We start from the raw sequence: 17,347 nt of genomic DNA, 5'->3' as shown, positions 1-17,347 counted from the left end.
CAAGCTAGTTGTTTTATACTCTAATGTTGCTATGTACAGATAGAAAATATGTACACAGATATGTACATCATTTTTCTTGAAAGGTTTTTCTATAAACTTTGTTGAACTTGAAAAAACATTGGAGATTTTTAAATGGAAAAACCGCTTATTATTTTTGATATGGACGGTACATTACTGGATCTTGCTTACGATGATTTTATTTGGAATCATCAACTTCCAATTCGTTATGCGGAACAGCACCAATGTTCTTTAGAGCAAAGTCGGCAGGCTTTGTTTCAGTTCTATCAAACCCATAATCACACTTTAAATTGGTATTCAACCCGCTTTTGGACAGCAAAAGTTGGTGTAGATACGCTGGCTTTACAGCACGAGTTTAAGCATAAAGTCAGCCTCCGCGAAGGTTGTATTCAACTTCTCGACTACTTGAAAACCAATGGTTATCCTTGTTGGCTTGCAACCAATGCGGATTGCGAAGGCTTAAAATTTAAGCTTGAACACACTGAACTGGCCTCATATTTTGATGTCATCATCAGCAGTGAAACACTTGGTCATGCCAAAGAATTTACCGAGTTTTGGCAACATCTTCATAAGCACCATCCTTTTAACCCATCACATTGCTATTTTATCGACGACACAGAGAAAGTGCTTAAAGGTGCTGAAAGTTTTGGAATTCAAAACTTATTTACCATTGCTCAGCCCTCATCACTGGGACAATCTAAAGTATCGAGCTCTTATCCCATATTAAATCAACTCACCGATTTAATTCATTATTTAGAGCAAGCTGAGGTCACTACAAAATATGCGTAAATCCGCTTTAGCTGAAGATGCTGTAGGCATGCGTATTGATAAATGGTTATGGGCAGCACGTTTTTTTAAAACGCGCTCGATTGCCAAAAATGCCATCGAGGGGGGTAAAGTCCACCACAATGGCGAACGTGTCAAAGTATCACGTGAAGTCCGTATTGGTATGGAACTCACGATTCAACAAGGTATTGATAAGAAAACCGTGGTAATCAAAGAGCTCTCTGATGTTCGCGGTCCTGCACCAGTCGCACAAAAGCTTTATGAAGAAACCGAAGTCAGTATTACACGACGGGAATTGATTGCAACCCAAAGAAAGTTGCATAATCTAGCTCGACCTGATCATCGCCCGAGTAAAAAAGATCGACGAGATATCAGCAAGTTTAGACAAGAAAATGATCAACAATTTGACCAATACTGGTCTTATAATGATGATGAATGACATGCGTCATATTGTGTCGTACACGATATGACTTTTATAGAAGATACGGACTAAATCTGTCACTATAGTGATCATATTCAGTAACTATCCGTGACATCGTTTTGAGGTTGTAAGATGGATGATAATAAAAGCAAGGCGCTTAATGCTGCGCTAAGTCAAATTGAAAAACAGTTTGGCAAAAACACAGTAATGCGCCTTGGCGATAACACCGTACAAGCTGTTGAAGCGGTATCGACGGGTTCTTTAACACTTGATATTGCGCTTGGTATTGGTGGTTTACCTAAAGGTCGTATCGTTGAAATTTATGGTCCTGAATCTTCAGGTAAAACAACGATGACTTTGCAAGCGATTGCAGAATGTCAAAAAGCAGGCGGCACTTGTGCATTTATTGACGCCGAACACGCTTTAGATCCTCAATATGCACGCAAACTAGGTGTAGACATTGATAACCTACTGGTTTCACAACCAGATAATGGTGAACAAGCTCTTGAAATTGCAGATATGTTAGTTCGCTCTGGAGCGATTGACCTGATCGTTGTCGACTCAGTAGCTGCATTAACACCACGTGCAGAAATTGAAGGTGAAATGGGCGACTCTCACATGGGCCTACAAGCACGTTTGATGAGCCAAGCATTACGTAAAATTACAGGTAATGCAAAACGTTCAAACTGTATGGTGATCTTCATTAACCAAATTCGTATGAAAATTGGTGTGATGTTTGGTAGCCCTGAAACCACAACTGGTGGTAATGCACTGAAGTTCTATGCTTCTGTTCGTTTAGACATCCGCCGTGTAGGTCAGGTCAAAGAAGGCGATGAAATTGTTGGTTCTGAGACCAAAGTCAAAGTTGTTAAAAACAAAATGGCACCGCCATTCCGCGAAGCACTCTTCCAAATCCTCTATGGTAAAGGTGTGAACCACTTAGGTGAGCTTGTAGACTTGGCTGTTCAGCAAGAAATCGTACAAAAAGCCGGCGCTTGGTATTCATACCAAGGCGACAAAATCGGTCAAGGTAAAAACAACGTGATTCGTCACCTTGAAGAAAATCCTCAGTTGGCTGAAACCATTGAGAAAATCATCCGTGATCAACTGCTTACCACTTCAAATGCTGCACCCGTAGAAGAGAATGAAGAAGAGCCAGACTTTTTAGATGCTTAATTTAAAGTATCTTTCTAAAGAATAAATGTGATTACACAACATTTAGGCTTACACTAAGAAACGCCCTACGGGGCGTTTTGTTTATTCAGATCTATTTCATAGCCGATTATGCCTAATTCAAAATTCCCCAAACTTCTTGACTATGATGCTCTCAAACAACAATTTGGTGAGGAAGAATCCCCTGCTACTCAATACAGCCACACGCAGGCAACACAAGAAACGGTTGATGCCTTAGATTTTGATGAAGAGAATCAGCCCAAACCCACAGGTTTAACAGGTTCTCGTCTACGTTCTTATGCATTTGCGGTACTGACACGTAAAGAATATTCAAAAGCAGAATTGATTGAAAAATTAACCACATGGGCAATGTACCGCGAAGAAGTGATTACACTGGTTGAAGAGCTTTCCGCACAAAACTACCAAAGTGATCAACGCGTGGCCGAAATTATGCTATCGAGCCAAAAACGTAAGGGCAAAGGCCCTAACCGTATCAAAATGGCGCTAAAAACTAAAAAGATTGACACTGGCCTAATTTTAGAAGAACTGAGAGAAACCGATTGGGTCGAACAAGCCTATCAACTCAAAATTAAAAAGTATGGAACTGAGGTCGCAACAGATCCAAAACTCAAAGCCAAACAAATCCGTTTTTTAATGTATCGTGGCTTTGAAATGGATGCGATTATGAAAGCCATTTCGAGAAAAATGGAAGATTGAATCGTCATTTAACACTCATATCATAAGGAATTTAAGGCTGAGATACATCACTAAAACTTGAGCATACGAAGAAGTCTTTGAGACTTTAAGTACAGATAAAACCCTCAACTTACTGCAATTCATAACTAGACCCAGTAATGCCTAAATTACTTTTATGTAGTGTCATCTTATAAGCACCATCAATGCTTGTATTATAGTAGTCCCCCGATCTAGCCTCGATCCTCTGGATCTCGCCATTAGGCATACGCACATCTAAATAATAATGCGAAATAATACACATAGATAAAATATAACCATACCTATGGAGATATAATTTAAAAAGCCATTTGAAATAAAATATAAAATCGAGAAATAGATAAAAATAATGGTAATTACAAAAAAGAAAATAAAAAGTAAGACACTTTTAATTTTTTAGAGGATTCAATAGTAAGAACTAAACCAGCATCAATGCCGTAATAATCTTTCATTTTTATTCTTTTATATTTATAAAACTGGTGGCAACCCTACCAGCAAGCCTTCGGCACATCATATTTCTACTACCGTTGCTACCTTCCGGTCCTGGCGGGGTTCGTAGAGTACAATTGCGAAGTAACCGGCAGGGCTACCATTGCAAGAACAGAGTATAGAGATTTTCTCCCAAGTTGCAAGCCTATAAATGCTTTTTAAGTAAGCATTTCATTCAATTGATTATTTATAAAACAAACTGAGAAAAAGACATTCTATTTTGAACAACATCGGTACTACAATCCTTTACCTAAATACACGACAACAATGTAAAAGCTTATTGCATTTCAGAACATTGCCGTTTTTAATGGGGTAAATAAATTTTGTTTGATGTGTCTACATCAAAAGCATGACAACACGGATATTTCATGATGCTAAAGAAGCATAGCCTATGTGCCCTCACCCTACTTTGCACAACGTCTGTTTTCGCCAACGTTCCAATTGAATCACTAGGCTTAAGTCAAGCCAGCAATAACAGTGTCAGCTCAACTAGCTTAGCTGTAGATACGGGTGCAGGAGCCACTGCAACCAATATCAATTGGCAAATCATGCAAAAAAACCAGCAACTAGAAAATGATTTGCGTATCTTGCGTGGCAAGATGGAAGAACAAGATAATGAAATTGCTCAGCTTAAACATGAATTAGAAAACCGCTACGCTGACCTAGATCAGCGTTTAGAATTACTTCAACAAAAACTAGACCCTGAAGCAAGTAATACAGCGGAGGATAATCAACAGGATATTACTCCCAGCACCAACACAACCAACACAAGCTCCGGGAACAACACAGCCCCCCCAGTAAACCCAGCAAATAAGCCACCTGTGGTTGTCAACACACAGAATACGTCTGAACCATCGGAACTAGAAAAAGCAGCCTATACCGTAGCTCTAGATGCGTATAAGCAAGGTGGTGCAAAGAAAGCCATTGCACCTATGCAAAATTTTATTAAGAACAATCCCAATAGTGTTTATATTAGCAATGCCTATTTTTGGTTAGCAGAATTCAACTTAGCCGTTGAACCCACCAACTATGCAGAAGCAAAGAAAAACTATGGTATTGTGGCGAACAAATACCCAAACTCCTCGCGTGCACCACGCGCTGTTTATCAGCTCTATAATATTGCCAAAGAAGTAGATAAAAACACGACTCAAGCCAATCAATATAAAGCCAAGCTACTTAAACAATATCCTAAGTCTGAAGAGGCTTCTTTCTTTAAAAAATGATTTTCCTATAGATATAAAAAAAGACACGCGAAGTGTCTTTTTTTATATCTAGAATGAGCTTAACGCACAATGCCTCGTTCTGACTGTTCTAATGAGTCGATGAGCAATTGTACCTCAGCAACTTCAGGCAAAATTTCTACACGGATACGTTCTAAAGCCTGCTCTGTCGTTAGACCTTCTTTATAGATCAATTTAAATGCTGTGCGTAAACCTTGAATCACATTTTTAGACCAACCTTTACGACGCATGCCTTCAACATTCATCGCAAAAGCATGTGCAGGATTACCAGAAACCATTACATAAGCAGGTACATCTTTCACGATCAAGGATGCACCACCAATCATACTGTAAGAATCAATCTTACAGAACTGGTGTATCCCTGAGTTACCGCCGACAATCACATAGTCTCCTACATGAACATGACCAGCCACACCAACATTGTTTGCAAAAATATTATGATTACCTACCACACAGTCATGTGCGATATGTGTATTAACCATCAATAGATTATGGCTACCAATCTTAGTAAGACCGTGATCCTGAACCGTACCACGGTGTAAACTACAATGTTCACGAATTTTATTATGGTCGCCAATTTCTAACCAGGTTTCTTCACCTGCATATTTTAGATCCTGACATACCTCACCCACGCTTGCGAATTGGAAAATTTCATTCTGCTCGCCAATACGCGTATAACCACCGACCACCACATGTGAGTGTAACTGTGTACCTGCACCAATGGTGACATTTGGACCAATAACACAATACGGTCCAATCTTTACATCTGCTGCAATCACGGCAGATGCATCGATAATTGCTGTAGGGTGAATAAATTCGTTATTGCTCATGATTGCTCTATTTTCTGATGCGAAACCATAATTTCCGCAGATGCTGCTACTACACCGTCAACGGTGGCAATACAATTATATTTGTAAATACCACGTTTCTGCATAACCAATTCTGATTTTAACACCAATTGGTCACCTGCAACGACTTGCTTTTTAAAGCGAACTTTCTCTGCACCTGCAAACAAGAACAAAGAGCCTTCACTCGGTTTTTCATCGTTCATGATAAAACCAAGAATGCCTGATACTTGTGCTAATGCTTCGACAATCAAAACACCTGGCATAATTGGATAATTAGGGAAGTGTCCTTGAAAAAATTCTTCATTAATAGACACATTTTTATAAGCCACAATACCATTTTCAGTCACATCAACAACACGATCGACCAATAAAAAAGGATAGCGGTGTGGCAAGTATTCACGGATCGTTTGAATTGTCATTGGCAATTCAGGTTTCGTGAAACTAGTAGAATTCGACTCAGTCATCATATTTCTATTTACGCAATTTAATTGTTGATTCAAGGGACTCTATTTGAGTCTGCATATGATCAATTTTTTTTGACCAGTTGGGTCAATGGCACATCTGCTAATTGTCTTAAACGCACAACCGTATGTTTCCACTTTTGATTTTCAAAAAGCCCTATGCCTGAAGAATAAGTTCCAGCCACAGAAATATTATTTGTGACCATTGACATTCCTGTTAACGTCACATTATCAGCAATATTTAAGTGTCCAGCAATTGCAGAACCACCACCAACAATACAATTTTTGCCAATGGTCGTGCTACCTGCTACAGCGGTCTTTGCAGCAAATGCAGAATTTGCACCGATTTTAACGTTATGTGCAATTTGCACAAGGTTATCAATAATGACACCATCTTCCAAAATCGTGTCATCCAAAGCACCTCGATCGACACTACAATTCGACCCAATTCGCACATCATTTCCAATAATGACAGAACCCAATTGTGCAATGCGATGCCATTTACCTTGGTATGGAGCGAAACCAAAACCTTCTCCACCTATTGCAGTATTGGCATGGATACGTACACGATCGCCAATTTTACATGACATTAAATTTACATGCGATTCAATCAGACCATTACGTCCAATTTCAACACCATCATGAATGGTGACATGCGACTGGATAATTGTATGATTACCAATCACACAATTTTCGCCAATCACAACATAATGACCAATATAAGCACTATCCGAAATAATTGCTGAGGAATGAATCTGTGCAGTACTTTCGATACCCTGCTCAGTATGCTTAGCCTCAAAAGCATGCGTTAAAATTGCAAATGCTAAATAAGGATTAGCAACAATAATAAAGTTTTGATGTTCAACCAAGTGATCTTTCAGGGCTGCTGTAACAATGAAGGCTCCAGCTTTAGACTGTCGTGCTTGATCTAAGTATTTTTCACTATTCACAAAAGCAACATGTCTAGACTCAGCAGAGTCTAGACTAGCCAATCCTTTGAAGATCAAGTCTGCTTGACCTACGCACTCACCTTGAACTAAACGAGCAAGATCTTCTAAGCGATATTGTTGAGGATTCATTGGATTACTTAATTGCGTTAACCTTTTGAATCATTTTATCAGTTAAATCATACTTAGCGTCATAGGCAAGTGCCGAGTTTTTATTCAAAACAACATCTAATTGATTTTCTTTACGCAATTGTTCAGCAACTTGCTTCACTCGCGTATCAAAAACTGAACGAACTTGTTGAATAGAACTTTGTACACTACTTTGCATTGTTTGCTGTAAAGTATTGAACTCTTTCAGCTTCGTTTGGTATTGAGCCACTAATTTTTGCTTTTCTGCATCGCTTAATTTATCGCCAGTCTGCAAACGCTGTTGCAAGTCCTGAAGCTCTTTACCTAGTTGATCAAGCTTAGTGCTTTGTGGCTGTATTTTTTGTTGGAAGCTTGAGTTTTGTTGTTTTAAATATGTGCTATTTTCAACTACACGCTCAAGATCCACGACACCATAACCTGCCGCATTGACTACTGTTGAAGTTAAAGCCGTTAAAACCAATGCTGTAAAAATTTTTTTCATGATTTAATCTGTCATATAAATAAAGAAAGGTCGACCTTAGAAGGTACGACCAATTTCAAATTGAATGCTCTTCGTCTCATCACCGTCTTTATCATTCAGTGGGAACGCATAGCTTAACGATAATGGGCCAATCATTGTAATCCACGTAAAGCCAACACCAACACTATAGCGCAAATTACTTAGGTCAAAACCATATTCATCTTTACAAGTTTTTCGCTCAGTTTCTGTAGAAAATACATCACATTGCGTATCGAAAACCTGACCACCTTCAGCAAAAATCACTGGGCGAACTTGACGCGTCCAATCGCCTTTAAATGGTAAAGGTAATGCCAATTCCGTACCAAATTGTACAAGTGCGTTACCACCCACTTCTTCAGGAGAAGGATCATTTTGACCTGTTTCAGTATAATAAACACCATCGTATTTAGGACCCAATGTACTTGTGTCATAACCACGAACCGAACCAAAACCTCCAGCATAGAAGTTTTTGTAGAATGGAAGGTCATTACCATAACCCAACTTACCATAACCACGAAGTACGAAGTCCTTACCTAATGGAAGATACCCTTGTGCATCATAGGTAATTTTTTGATATTCAACATCACTACCAGGTAATGCAATTTCACCATTCACACGATGCGACATACCTGATGTTGGGAATACTGGACGGTTTAATGTATTATAAGACCAACCAAGGTTAATATTATAAGTAAAGAAATCGCCTTGATACTCTGAACTATATTCTTGGGTTGAAATTTCATTACCATCATCATCAACACATACACCATCGCTCCAAGAACCAGAACAATATGTGCCTGTGCCAGTTTTCTTACCGCCATGTGCTAACAAATAATCACGCACATAGGTAGATACGTATGGACCAGTGGTTACTTTAGTTTTATCAATCGTTAAGCCTGCACTAATATTTTGGTTTTCATCAATTGGATAACCAAAAGTCAGACCACCACCTAAGCTGTCTGTAACATAGTTGTTGACGTTATAGTCATCATCAAGCTTGGTTTTACGGTAATACATGTTATAACCACGTTTTACACCATCAATGGTGAAATACGGGTCAGTTACACTTAAATTATAATAGTCTTGCGTCTCTGAGCGTGTTAAATCAATAGCAACCGAATTACCCGTGCCCAAGAAATTCGTTTGACTTAAGCCTGCTTGGAACGTGACACCACCACTTTGCGAGAAACCAACAGCTAATGTTGTTGTACCAGAATGTTGTTCTTCAACATTTACATTAAGGTCGACTTGGTCTGCAGTATTCGGTACACGTGCTGGTTTAATATCAACAGTTTTAAAGAAACCTGTACGCTCTAAACGCACTTTAGATAAATCAATCTTTTCATTGCTCGCTAATGCACCTTCCATCTGACGCATTTCACGACGTAAAACCTCATCCGCAGTCTTGGTATTTCCTGCAAAGTTAATACGACGAACTGTCACTTGTTGACCCGGATTAATATAATAATTTAAGCCAACCAAGTGGGTTTCTTTATCAATCTGAGGCACTACATTAACTTCGGCATAGTAATAACCAGCATTGCCGTATTTACGTAGAAGCAATTGTTTAACTGCATTTACTTTTTCTTGCGAGTAAATATCGCCATCTTTATAAATTTGTAATGCTTTTAGTTCTGAAGGTGTATATAAAGCATCACCTAAGAATTTGGTTTCGCCAAATTTGAATTGCTCACCTTCATCAACAGAAACTTCAACAAAAATATTCTTCTTGTCTTCACTTAAGTTTAAGCTTGAGTGATTAATATTAAAGTTGATATAGCCTTTGTTTAAATAAAGTGCACGTAACGACTCTAAGCTTGCGGCCATCTTTTCACGTGCATAACGATCATTACGCGAAATAATAGAGGTCCAACCACTCTCTTTTACTGCAAACGCTTGTTCAATTTCGCTTTCTTTAAAAACGGTATTACCAATAATATTGATATCTACAACTTTTGCAGCTTTACCTTCTACAAACTCAATCGTCAAATCTACACGATTGTTCGGCTTTGGTGTACTGACAACTTTTACATCAGCATCATAACGACCTTGCTGCATGTACTGTTGTTCAAGTTCAGACTCAACAGTTTGTAAGGCTGATTTTTTCAGCACTTCACCTTCTGTAATACCCATTTTTTTGAGACCTTCTTCTAAGGCCTCTTTAGGGATAAGCTTATTTCCTTTAAATTCAACTTTAGAAATAAGAGGACGTTCGACAACCTTGAAAACCAGCGTATCGCCCTGCTTTTCAGTTTTAATGTCATCAAATAAACCTGTTGCATACAAACTACGAATGGCATTGGCAAGCGCAGCATCGCTCACACGATCTCCACTGTTCAACGGAATCATTCCATAAACATTTGCTGGCGTTAAACGAACAAGTCCATCAACCTTAATATCACGTACTATATAATCTTCTGCTGCATATACTTGTTGTACTGTTGCCATAGCACTAACGAGCGCCAGAGGCATAAATAAATGTGTGTGCTGCATGCCAGTCTTTTCCGATGTAAAATTTAATTCCGTATCTACGCTTTCTTACAAACGCATAAAATCATTGAATAGTGCCAGAAGCATCATACTTCCGAGCAATACCATACCAATTTTCAAACCAACCAATTGTATTTGTTCAGAAACAGGTTTACCACGTATCAGTTCTATAAAATAATAGACCAAATGTCCACCATCAAGCATAGGAATAGGTAATAAATTTAATATACCTAAACTAACGCTCATCAGCGCCATAAATGAGATGAAAGTCTGCCACCCCATTTCTGCACTTTGTCCCGCAACTTTGGCAATGGTAATCGGCCCAGATAGGTTATCTAAACCAATCAAACCGCGTACCATTTTCACAATCGAGTTTAAAATCATACTCGACAATTGACCAGTTTTGTCCACCGCCATCATGAAGGCTTCGGCAGGATTATATTGTATCGTTTGTTTATATTCTGTAGGAATACTGATCTTTCCTGAGTCACTTTGTACACCCAAGACACCAGAAACCTTACCCATATTGTCGCGTTTACCTTGTGGCATCACTTCAAGCTGTACCAACTGATTATTGCGAAGCACCTCAATTTTTAACAACTTTTCAGGCGATGCTTGAACGACCTGCACCACATCAAACCAGTCTTTCATTTTGACGCCATCAATTGCAACAATTTTATCGCCTTGTTGCATGCCTTGACGAATAGCTGCGCCATCTTCACTTAGCTTTGTAACAACTGCTGGAATTTTAGGCCTGTATGGCATAAAACCAAGCACATCAAGTGGAGACTGTGTTTGATCTTTCAGAAAATGCTGTATAGGCAGATTAAAAGTCTTGATCTGACCATTCCGTTCGGCCTGAATCTGAATTGAACCTGTTTCACCCACACGATCAACCAAAGCAAAATTCAACTTTTCCCAAGTCGGTGTTGTTAAACCATCAACTGCGGTAATTTTATCGCCGACTTGCATTTGAACTTGCGCCGCGGGGGTATTCGGTAACACTTTACCCACACGCGTATTCAATTGCTCTTGTGCAGGTAAAAAGAGTATCCAGAACAAAACTATTGCTAATGCTAAATTAATCAACGGGCCAGCTGCAACAATCGCAATACGCTTCCACGGATGCTGACGATTGAATGCTTTAGGCAAGTCTTCTTCAGATACATCACCTTCACGCTCATCAAGCATTTTGACATAACCACCCAATGGCAGTGCTGACAGTTGATACTGAATGCCCGATTTTTTAGAAGTCCACTTTAAAAGCGTTGGACCAAATCCAATAGAATAAACTAAAACCTTTACACCCAATTTACGCGCAACAAAATAGTGCCCAAACTCATGTATTGCAATAAGTGGGCCTAAAAGCAAAATTGCCGCAACAATAATAAACAAGGCGCTCATGCTTAAATTCCTATATTCACCACATATTGCTGAGCAACATGACGTGCGTTTCGATCTGCTTCTAAAATAACATCAAGTTCTGTTGCAGCTTGATATTGGATAGTATTTAAAGTGTGTTCAACAATAGCAGGAATATCCATAAAACCAAGCCGTTGATTCAAAAATGCAGCAACGGCTACCTCATTAGCAGCATTTAAAATTGCTGGAGCCGTACCACCTGTTTTCATCGCTTGACGCGCTAAACCCAATGATGGAAAGCGTATAGTGTCTGGTTCCTGAAAATCTAACTGATGATTTTTAAATAAATCCAAAGCAGGTACATGTGTTTCAATACGCTCAGGCCATGCTAAAGCATGCGCAATCGGCGTACACATATCTGGGTTACCCATTTGTGCCAACGTTGATCCATCCACATACTGCACCATGGAATGAATGATACTCTGTGGGTGCACGACTACTGTAACAAAATGTTCTTCAATTGAAAAAAGATGACACGCTTCAATCAATTCCAAACCTTTATTCATCAGCGTCGCTGAATCTACTGAAATTTTTTGCCCCATCGACCAGTTCGGATGCTTACACGCCTGCGCAGGAGTTACCTTTCGAATCTCATCTAAACTATGCTTTAAAAAAGGGCCTCCTGATGCTGTAAGCAAAATCCCCGAAACGCCAAGTTTGGGTTGTCCTGAACGCTCAGTATCTAAATAACTGTGTGGAAGACACTGGAAAATTGCATTATGTTCAGAATCAACAGGAAGCAATAATGCCTGATGATCATGAGCAGCCTGCATCATGATGTCACCAGACATTACCAAAGCTTCTTTATTTGCAAGCAGTACCCGCTTGCCTGCTTTAACCGCTGCCAACGTCGGCATTAAGCCTGCTGCTCCAACTATAGCAGCCATCACAATATCAACTGCGGGATGCTCAGCAACTGCAATCAATCCCGCTTCATCAGCTAGAATTTCAATATCCGGTAAATTGACTGCAACTAAAAGCTGACGCAACTCATCAACTTTAGTTTGGGGAACCACCACAATTTTAGGATGAAACTGTTGGCATATTTCAACAAGCTCACCAAGTCGACTGTGAGCCGTAACCGCAAATACTGAATAGCGTTGAGCATGTTGCTGCAATATTTTTAAGGTGCTCTGTCCAATTGACCCAGTAGCACCCAAAATACAAACTGATTGTGACATTTACAAATCTACGCCAATGAGTTTTAACACATATACACCTGCTGCAAAGATTGGTGCAGCAGCGAGTAGGGAATCAATACGATCGAGCACACCGCCATGCCCTGGCAAGATACGGCCTGAATCTTTAATTCCAGCACGACGCTTGATCATGGACTCAAACAAATCACCCAACACTGAACTAAATACTGTCACTACAGATAAAATAAGAAACAATAAATGCTGTGCATAAGTTAAGTTTAAATAGAGGATTTCAACTGCAACCACAATGATCATGGCAGTAATCACACCACCATAAAGACCTTCTAATGATTTATTTGGGCTGACTTCAGGTGCAAGCTTACGCTTGCCCAGTTTTCGCCCAACAAAATATGCTCCACTATCAGCACCCCACACCAACAAAAACAGATACATGAGCCACCAAGGCGACATTTTCCATAATGCAAAAATAGCGGTCACTGCAGAAGAAACAAGTACGATCCCAATAACATTTAGTGTTGAGTTATACCAAGCATCGTATTGCGGATAAGTTTTCACCCAATAAAGACTTAGTAGCCAACAGAGAATAGACGCCGCCCAGAGCAACAGTGCGATATCATTAAAATATAAAGCCAAGGTTGCTAAGCCTGCGGTTAACAGACCAAAACCCCATGCAAGAGGCTTATTTACATTTTTTGTTGTGCGGGGCATGAGTTTAAACCACTCATAGCCTGCAACCCCTGCCGCAATAATCATCAGCACAAACATTGGATAGTGTGACTGGGTTGCAAACATACAACTCAATACAACGGCCACCAAAACCAATGCGGTTATAATCCGCTCTAACATTTATTTTTTCTCAATTTTATCTTGTAGAATTTGTTCAGTCGTTTTTCCAAAACGACGTTCACGACCACCAAATACAGCCAAGGCGTCATCAAACTCTTCCACACTAAACTCCGGCCAAAGCGTTGGAGTAAAGTAAAGCTCTGCATAAGATGCTTGCCACAACATAAAGTTCGATAAGCGAAAATCCCCACCTGTTCGAATCAATAGATCCACAGCGGGTAAGTCACTCAAACTGACATATTTTCCAAACAATTGTTCATCAACTTGCTCAGGATCTAACGCTTGAGATTGAACAGCAAGTGCAATTTGCTTGGCAGCATGTGCCATATCCCACATCCCACCATAACTGATAGCAATGGTTAAAGTCATGCCCTTGAAATTAGCAGTCTCTTGTTCAGCATGCAACATCAAGTCACGCAATTGCGGGGATAATTTTGCTCGGTCACCAATAAAACGCAAAGACATTTGATATCTATGCATACGAGGCAGTTGTTCATGAATAGTATCTTCCAACAACTTCATGAGCAAATCGACTTCAGCTTGGGGGCGCTTCCAATTCTCACTCGAGAAAGCAAAAACGGTTAATGCTTCTATATTTTTTGTTCGACAATGCTCAACAATCGGATCTAGGACATTCTTACCTTCACGATGACCATCCCCCTTTTGTAAAGCATTTTTTTTGGCAAAACGATTGTTGCCATCCATAATGATGGCAACATGTTTTGGAAGAGAAAGGTTGTCTTCTGAATCGGTCATTATAAAGTTTAGACCTTCAACAACTCAGCTTCTTTAGTCGCAAGACGTTTGTCCACTTCTGCAACAAACTTATCTGTGATTTTTTGAATATCATCAGATGCACGGCGCTCATCATCTTCAGAAATTTCTTTTTCTTTCAATAATGCTTTGATATCACCCAGTACATCACGGCGAATATTACGAATTGCAACTTTTGCATTTTCTGCTTCGTTACGTGCAACTTTCTGCATGTCACGACGCGTTTCTTCAGTCAACGCCGCCATAGGAACACGAATCGCATCAGCTGTAATTGGGTTTAAACCCAAGTCTGATTCACGAATCGCTTTATCAATTGCTGCAACCATTGTGCGTTCAAATGGCTGAACCAACAGTGTACGTGAGTCTTCAACACCCACGTTTGCCACTTGGTTTAATGGCACGTCAGAGCCATAGTAAGGAACCATTACACCGTTTAAGATAGATGGATGCGCACGGCCTGTACGAACCTTAGCAAAACCATGCTCTAACGAGTCAAGTGACTTGTTCATACGGTCTTCTGCGTCTTTTTTAAGATCGTTAATCATGTGATCTTCCTTACTTAATTCGAAAAGATATAAATTCTAAAATAGTGTGTAGTATAGAGAGCTTTCAAGGTCACGTACATTAGTTCGTTACGTGAGTACCCTCTTTTTCACCCATAACCACTGAAAGCAGTGAACCTGCTTTATTCATATCAAAGACTTGAAGCGGTACATTGTGGTCACGGCATAAGCAAATCGCTGTTAAATCCATCACACCCAATTTTTCATCTAGCACTTGATCAAATGTCAGACTGTCATATTTCACTGCATCATCGTATTTACTTGGGTCTTTGTTGTAGACACCGTCAACTTTCGTTGCTTTCAAGATAAGGTCTGCTTCGATCTCAATACCACGTAAACATGCTGCTGTATCTGTAGTAAAGAATGGATTACCTGTACCTGCTACAAACACACATACTTCACCTTGGGTCAGGTGGCGAATTGCATCACGGCTTGAATATGATTCAACCACTGCACCAATTGGAAGTGCTGACATTAAACGGGTTTTGATGTTACGACGTACCAAAGCATCGCGTAGAGCCAAACCATTCATCACGGTTGCAAGCATACCCATTTGGTCACCCGTTACACGACCAACCAAACCATCTTTCTGTAATTGACTACCACGATACAGGTTACCACCACCCACAACGATTCCGACCTGCACACCCAAACCAACTAAGTGAGCAATCGACAAAGACATCTGATCAAGCACTTGTGCGTCGATCCCCATATCTTTATTTCCAGCCAATGCTTCACCAGAAAGTTTCAGCAAGATGCGCTCAAAACGTGGTTTTTTAGAATCCAACATCGCAATAACTCCAATATCTAAATTTTAAAATTTTATTTGTGTCTTAATTCAATTTAATCGAAATCAATTGTGCATACAGATCATATTCATCTGCATCGGTAATTTCGACTTCTAACAAATCACCTGATTTAATCTGGCTTTTATCAATGTCTTCCACAAATACATTGCCATCAATTTCAGGAGCATCTGCGTATGAGCGTGCAATTGCAACTGGGAACTCTTCGTCCAGTTCATCGACCAGCACTGTCATTTTCTGACCAACACGCTTTTGAAGTTTTGCAGCAGAAATCGCCTGTTGCACTTCCATAAAGCGTTCATAACGCTGTTGCTTAATTTCTTCAGGCACATGATCTGGCAAGTCGTTTGCTGTTGCACCTTCAACAGGTGAATAGGTAAAGCAGCCTACGCGATCCAGTTGTGCTTCTTTTAACCACTCAAGTAAGATTTCAAAATCTTCTTCAGTTTCGCCTGGGAAACCCACAACAAAGGTTGAACGAATCACCAAGTCAGGACATTTTTCACGCCATAACTTTAAACGCTCAAGGGTATTTTCACTATGTGCAGGTCGTTTCATTAGTTTTAAAACTTTTGGACTTGCATGTTGGAATGGAATATCCAAATAAGGCAAAATTTTGCCTTGTGCCATCAAGTCAATCACTGCATCCACATGTGGATATGGATAGACATAGTGTAAACGTACCCAAATACCCAGTTGACCTAAGGCCTCACACATGTCATAGAACTTTGTCTTAACAGGTTGACCATTCCAGAAGTCTAATTTGTATTTGGTATCGAGGCCGTAAGCAGAAGTATCTTGGGAGATAACGAGTACTTCTCTAACACCCGCACGTTTCAGCGCAGCCGCTTCCTCTAAAACAGAACCGACTGGGCGAGACACTAAGTCACCACGCATGCTTGGAATAATGCAGAAGGTACAACGATGGTTACACCCTTCTGAGATTTTTAAGTACGCATAATGCTTTGGGGTTAAACGAATCCCTTGTTCTGGAACAAGGTCAATAAATGGGTTGTGTTTTGGTGGCTCAGGCACGTATTGGTGCACAGCTTCCATCACTTCTTGATATGCTGCTGCCCCTGTCACTTTTAAGACATTTGGGTGCATTTGGCGAATTTTGTCTTCGTCTTTGCCTAGGCAGCCCGTAACGATTACACGACCGTTCGCACTCATGGCTTCGCCAATGGCATCTAAAGACTCTTGCACTGCAGATTCAATAAAACCACAGGTATTTACAACGACTAAATCCGCACCATCATAATCTGATGCCACATCATAGCCTTCAGTCTTCAACTGAGTTAAAATTCGTTCGGAATCAACCAATGCCTTAGGACAACCTAAAGAAACAAAACCGACTTTGGGGGATTTCATGAATCTGCGCTCCACTAGAATGCGCGTATTGTATGTCTTTTCTGTTTATAAAAATAGGTCGATTCCATACTCTTTGTGCAATGCACTAAAATAAAGCCAATAGTGTAGTAAAATTTAAATAACGCACCATTTTAAACCACTTTCGGTTTA

General features: G+C 39.9%; 16 protein-coding genes, 1 other RNA gene and 1 pseudogene. 5 read left to right on the top strand and 13 right to left on the bottom strand.

Annotated features, from left to right (window positions below; all coding sequences use genetic code 11):
- Positions 1–132 precede the first annotated feature (132 nt).
- The 4 genes from ACZ8ZH_RS07110 (at position 133) to ACZ8ZH_RS07095 (ending at position 3,115) form a co-directional block, all read left to right on the top strand.
- A complete protein-coding gene (locus tag ACZ8ZH_RS07110) occupies positions 133–807 on the top strand; it encodes an HAD-IA family hydrolase (protein ID WP_086207607.1) in 675 nt (224 codons plus the stop codon).
- Complete coding sequence (locus ACZ8ZH_RS07105; protein WP_110974138.1) at positions 800–1,243, top strand: RNA-binding S4 domain-containing protein; 444 nt, start codon at positions 800–802, stop codon at positions 1,241–1,243. The genes ACZ8ZH_RS07110 and ACZ8ZH_RS07105 overlap by 8 nt, the downstream gene beginning before the upstream one ends.
- A gap of 114 nt (positions 1,244–1,357) precedes the next feature.
- Positions 1,358–2,401, top strand: a complete 1,044-nt coding sequence (gene recA, locus ACZ8ZH_RS07100; RefSeq protein ID WP_086207609.1) for a recombinase RecA — start codon at positions 1,358–1,360, stop codon at positions 2,399–2,401.
- A 108-nt stretch (positions 2,402–2,509) separates the two neighbouring features.
- Positions 2,510–3,115 (top strand): regulatory protein RecX, encoded by a 606-nt coding sequence (locus tag ACZ8ZH_RS07095; protein ID WP_119062827.1) that lies wholly within the window; start codon positions 2,510–2,512, stop codon positions 3,113–3,115.
- A gap of 501 nt (positions 3,116–3,616) precedes the next feature.
- Here ACZ8ZH_RS07095 and ffs read toward each other — a convergent pair.
- Positions 3,617–3,713, bottom strand: an RNA gene (gene ffs / locus ACZ8ZH_RS07090) — signal recognition particle sRNA small type.
- A 274-nt stretch (positions 3,714–3,987) separates the two neighbouring features.
- Between ffs and ACZ8ZH_RS07085 the strand changes: the two genes are divergently transcribed.
- Entirely contained in the window at positions 3,988–4,842 is an 855-nt protein-coding gene (locus ACZ8ZH_RS07085; protein ID WP_086207611.1) for a tetratricopeptide repeat protein, read from the top strand.
- 59 nt (positions 4,843–4,901) lie between these two features.
- On the opposite strand, the gene lpxA is transcribed toward ACZ8ZH_RS07085, so the two are convergent.
- The 12 genes and pseudogenes from lpxA to rimO form a co-directional block, all read right to left on the bottom strand.
- The gene (gene lpxA, locus ACZ8ZH_RS07080; RefSeq protein WP_086207612.1) at positions 4,902–5,690 is read right to left on the bottom strand and encodes an acyl-ACP--UDP-N-acetylglucosamine O-acyltransferase; all 789 of its coding nucleotides are present in this window, start codon (positions 5,688–5,690) and stop codon (positions 4,902–4,904) included.
- Positions 5,687–6,172, bottom strand: coding sequence for a 3-hydroxyacyl-ACP dehydratase FabZ (fabZ, locus tag ACZ8ZH_RS07075; protein ID WP_162900230.1), 486 nt, complete (start codon positions 6,170–6,172; stop codon positions 5,687–5,689). Before fabZ ends, lpxA begins: the two co-directional genes overlap by 4 nt.
- Positions 6,173–6,179: 7 nt before the next feature.
- Positions 6,180–7,248: pseudogene (gene lpxD / locus ACZ8ZH_RS07070) on the bottom strand (UDP-3-O-(3-hydroxymyristoyl)glucosamine N-acyltransferase).
- Between the two features lie 4 nt (positions 7,249–7,252).
- The gene (locus tag ACZ8ZH_RS07065; protein WP_119062828.1) at positions 7,253–7,747 is read right to left on the bottom strand and encodes an OmpH/Skp family outer membrane protein; all 495 of its coding nucleotides are present in this window, start codon (positions 7,745–7,747) and stop codon (positions 7,253–7,255) included.
- A 36-nt stretch (positions 7,748–7,783) separates the two neighbouring features.
- Complete coding sequence (bamA, locus tag ACZ8ZH_RS07060) at positions 7,784–10,258, bottom strand: outer membrane protein assembly factor BamA (RefSeq protein WP_086207616.1); 2,475 nt, start codon at positions 10,256–10,258, stop codon at positions 7,784–7,786.
- A 45-nt stretch (positions 10,259–10,303) separates the two neighbouring features.
- On the bottom strand, positions 10,304–11,659 hold the full coding sequence (gene rseP / locus ACZ8ZH_RS07055) for an RIP metalloprotease RseP (RefSeq protein WP_086207617.1): 1,356 nt from the start codon (positions 11,657–11,659) through the stop codon (positions 10,304–10,306).
- A gap of 2 nt (positions 11,660–11,661) precedes the next feature.
- On the bottom strand, positions 11,662–12,858 hold the full coding sequence (gene ispC, locus ACZ8ZH_RS07050; RefSeq protein WP_119062829.1) for a 1-deoxy-D-xylulose-5-phosphate reductoisomerase: 1,197 nt from the start codon (positions 12,856–12,858) through the stop codon (positions 11,662–11,664).
- Positions 12,859–13,683: a phosphatidate cytidylyltransferase gene (locus ACZ8ZH_RS07045; RefSeq protein ID WP_086207619.1), complete on the bottom strand. Its 825-nt coding sequence runs from the start codon at positions 13,681–13,683 to the stop codon at positions 12,859–12,861. It lies immediately after the preceding gene.
- Positions 13,684–14,439: a polyprenyl diphosphate synthase gene (gene uppS / locus ACZ8ZH_RS07040; RefSeq protein WP_086207620.1), complete on the bottom strand. Its 756-nt coding sequence runs from the start codon at positions 14,437–14,439 to the stop codon at positions 13,684–13,686. It lies immediately after the preceding gene.
- Between the two features lie 8 nt (positions 14,440–14,447).
- Complete coding sequence (frr, locus tag ACZ8ZH_RS07035; RefSeq protein ID WP_086207621.1) at positions 14,448–15,002, bottom strand: ribosome recycling factor; 555 nt, start codon at positions 15,000–15,002, stop codon at positions 14,448–14,450.
- 79 nt (positions 15,003–15,081) lie between these two features.
- The gene (pyrH, locus tag ACZ8ZH_RS07030) at positions 15,082–15,810 is read right to left on the bottom strand and encodes a UMP kinase (protein WP_086207622.1); all 729 of its coding nucleotides are present in this window, start codon (positions 15,808–15,810) and stop codon (positions 15,082–15,084) included.
- A 43-nt stretch (positions 15,811–15,853) separates the two neighbouring features.
- Positions 15,854–17,197 carry a 30S ribosomal protein S12 methylthiotransferase RimO gene (gene rimO, locus ACZ8ZH_RS07025; protein ID WP_119062830.1) on the bottom strand — a complete coding sequence of 448 codons (1,344 nt, stop codon included), beginning with the start codon at positions 17,195–17,197 and terminating at the stop codon, positions 15,854–15,856.
- Positions 17,198–17,347 lie beyond the last annotated feature (150 nt).

It is taken from the genome of Acinetobacter sp. SW-226, assembly GCF_055632855.1.
Note: the sequence above shows the minus strand (reverse complement) of the source record. Positions and strands in the feature narration are given on the sequence as shown.

Coding starts and splice junctions, on each gene's coding strand:
- ACZ8ZH_RS07110 (WP_086207607.1), top strand. CDS start 133: ATGGAAAAACCGCTTATTATTTTTGATATGGACGGTACATTACTGGAT.
- ACZ8ZH_RS07105 (WP_110974138.1), top strand. CDS start 800: ATGCGTAAATCCGCTTTAGCTGAAGATGCTGTAGGCATGCGTATTGAT.
- recA (WP_086207609.1), top strand. CDS start 1,358: ATGGATGATAATAAAAGCAAGGCGCTTAATGCTGCGCTAAGTCAAATT.
- ACZ8ZH_RS07095 (WP_119062827.1), top strand. CDS start 2,510: ATGCCTAATTCAAAATTCCCCAAACTTCTTGACTATGATGCTCTCAAA.
- ACZ8ZH_RS07085 (WP_086207611.1), top strand. CDS start 3,988: ATGATGCTAAAGAAGCATAGCCTATGTGCCCTCACCCTACTTTGCACA.
- lpxA (WP_086207612.1), bottom strand. CDS start 5,690: ATGAGCAATAACGAATTTATTCACCCTACAGCAATTATCGATGCATCT.
- fabZ (WP_162900230.1), bottom strand. CDS start 6,172: ATGACTGAGTCGAATTCTACTAGTTTCACGAAACCTGAATTGCCAATG.
- ACZ8ZH_RS07065 (WP_119062828.1), bottom strand. CDS start 7,747: ATGAAAAAAATTTTTACAGCATTGGTTTTAACGGCTTTAACTTCAACA.
- bamA (WP_086207616.1), bottom strand. CDS start 10,258: ATGCAGCACACACATTTATTTATGCCTCTGGCGCTCGTTAGTGCTATG.
- rseP (WP_086207617.1), bottom strand. CDS start 11,659: ATGAGCGCCTTGTTTATTATTGTTGCGGCAATTTTGCTTTTAGGCCCA.
- ispC (WP_119062829.1), bottom strand. CDS start 12,858: ATGTCACAATCAGTTTGTATTTTGGGTGCTACTGGGTCAATTGGACAG.
- ACZ8ZH_RS07045 (WP_086207619.1), bottom strand. CDS start 13,683: ATGTTAGAGCGGATTATAACCGCATTGGTTTTGGTGGCCGTTGTATTG.
- uppS (WP_086207620.1), bottom strand. CDS start 14,439: ATGACCGATTCAGAAGACAACCTTTCTCTTCCAAAACATGTTGCCATC.
- frr (WP_086207621.1), bottom strand. CDS start 15,002: ATGATTAACGATCTTAAAAAAGACGCAGAAGACCGTATGAACAAGTCA.
- pyrH (WP_086207622.1), bottom strand. CDS start 15,810: ATGTTGGATTCTAAAAAACCACGTTTTGAGCGCATCTTGCTGAAACTT.
- rimO (WP_119062830.1), bottom strand. CDS start 17,197: ATGAAATCCCCCAAAGTCGGTTTTGTTTCTTTAGGTTGTCCTAAGGCA.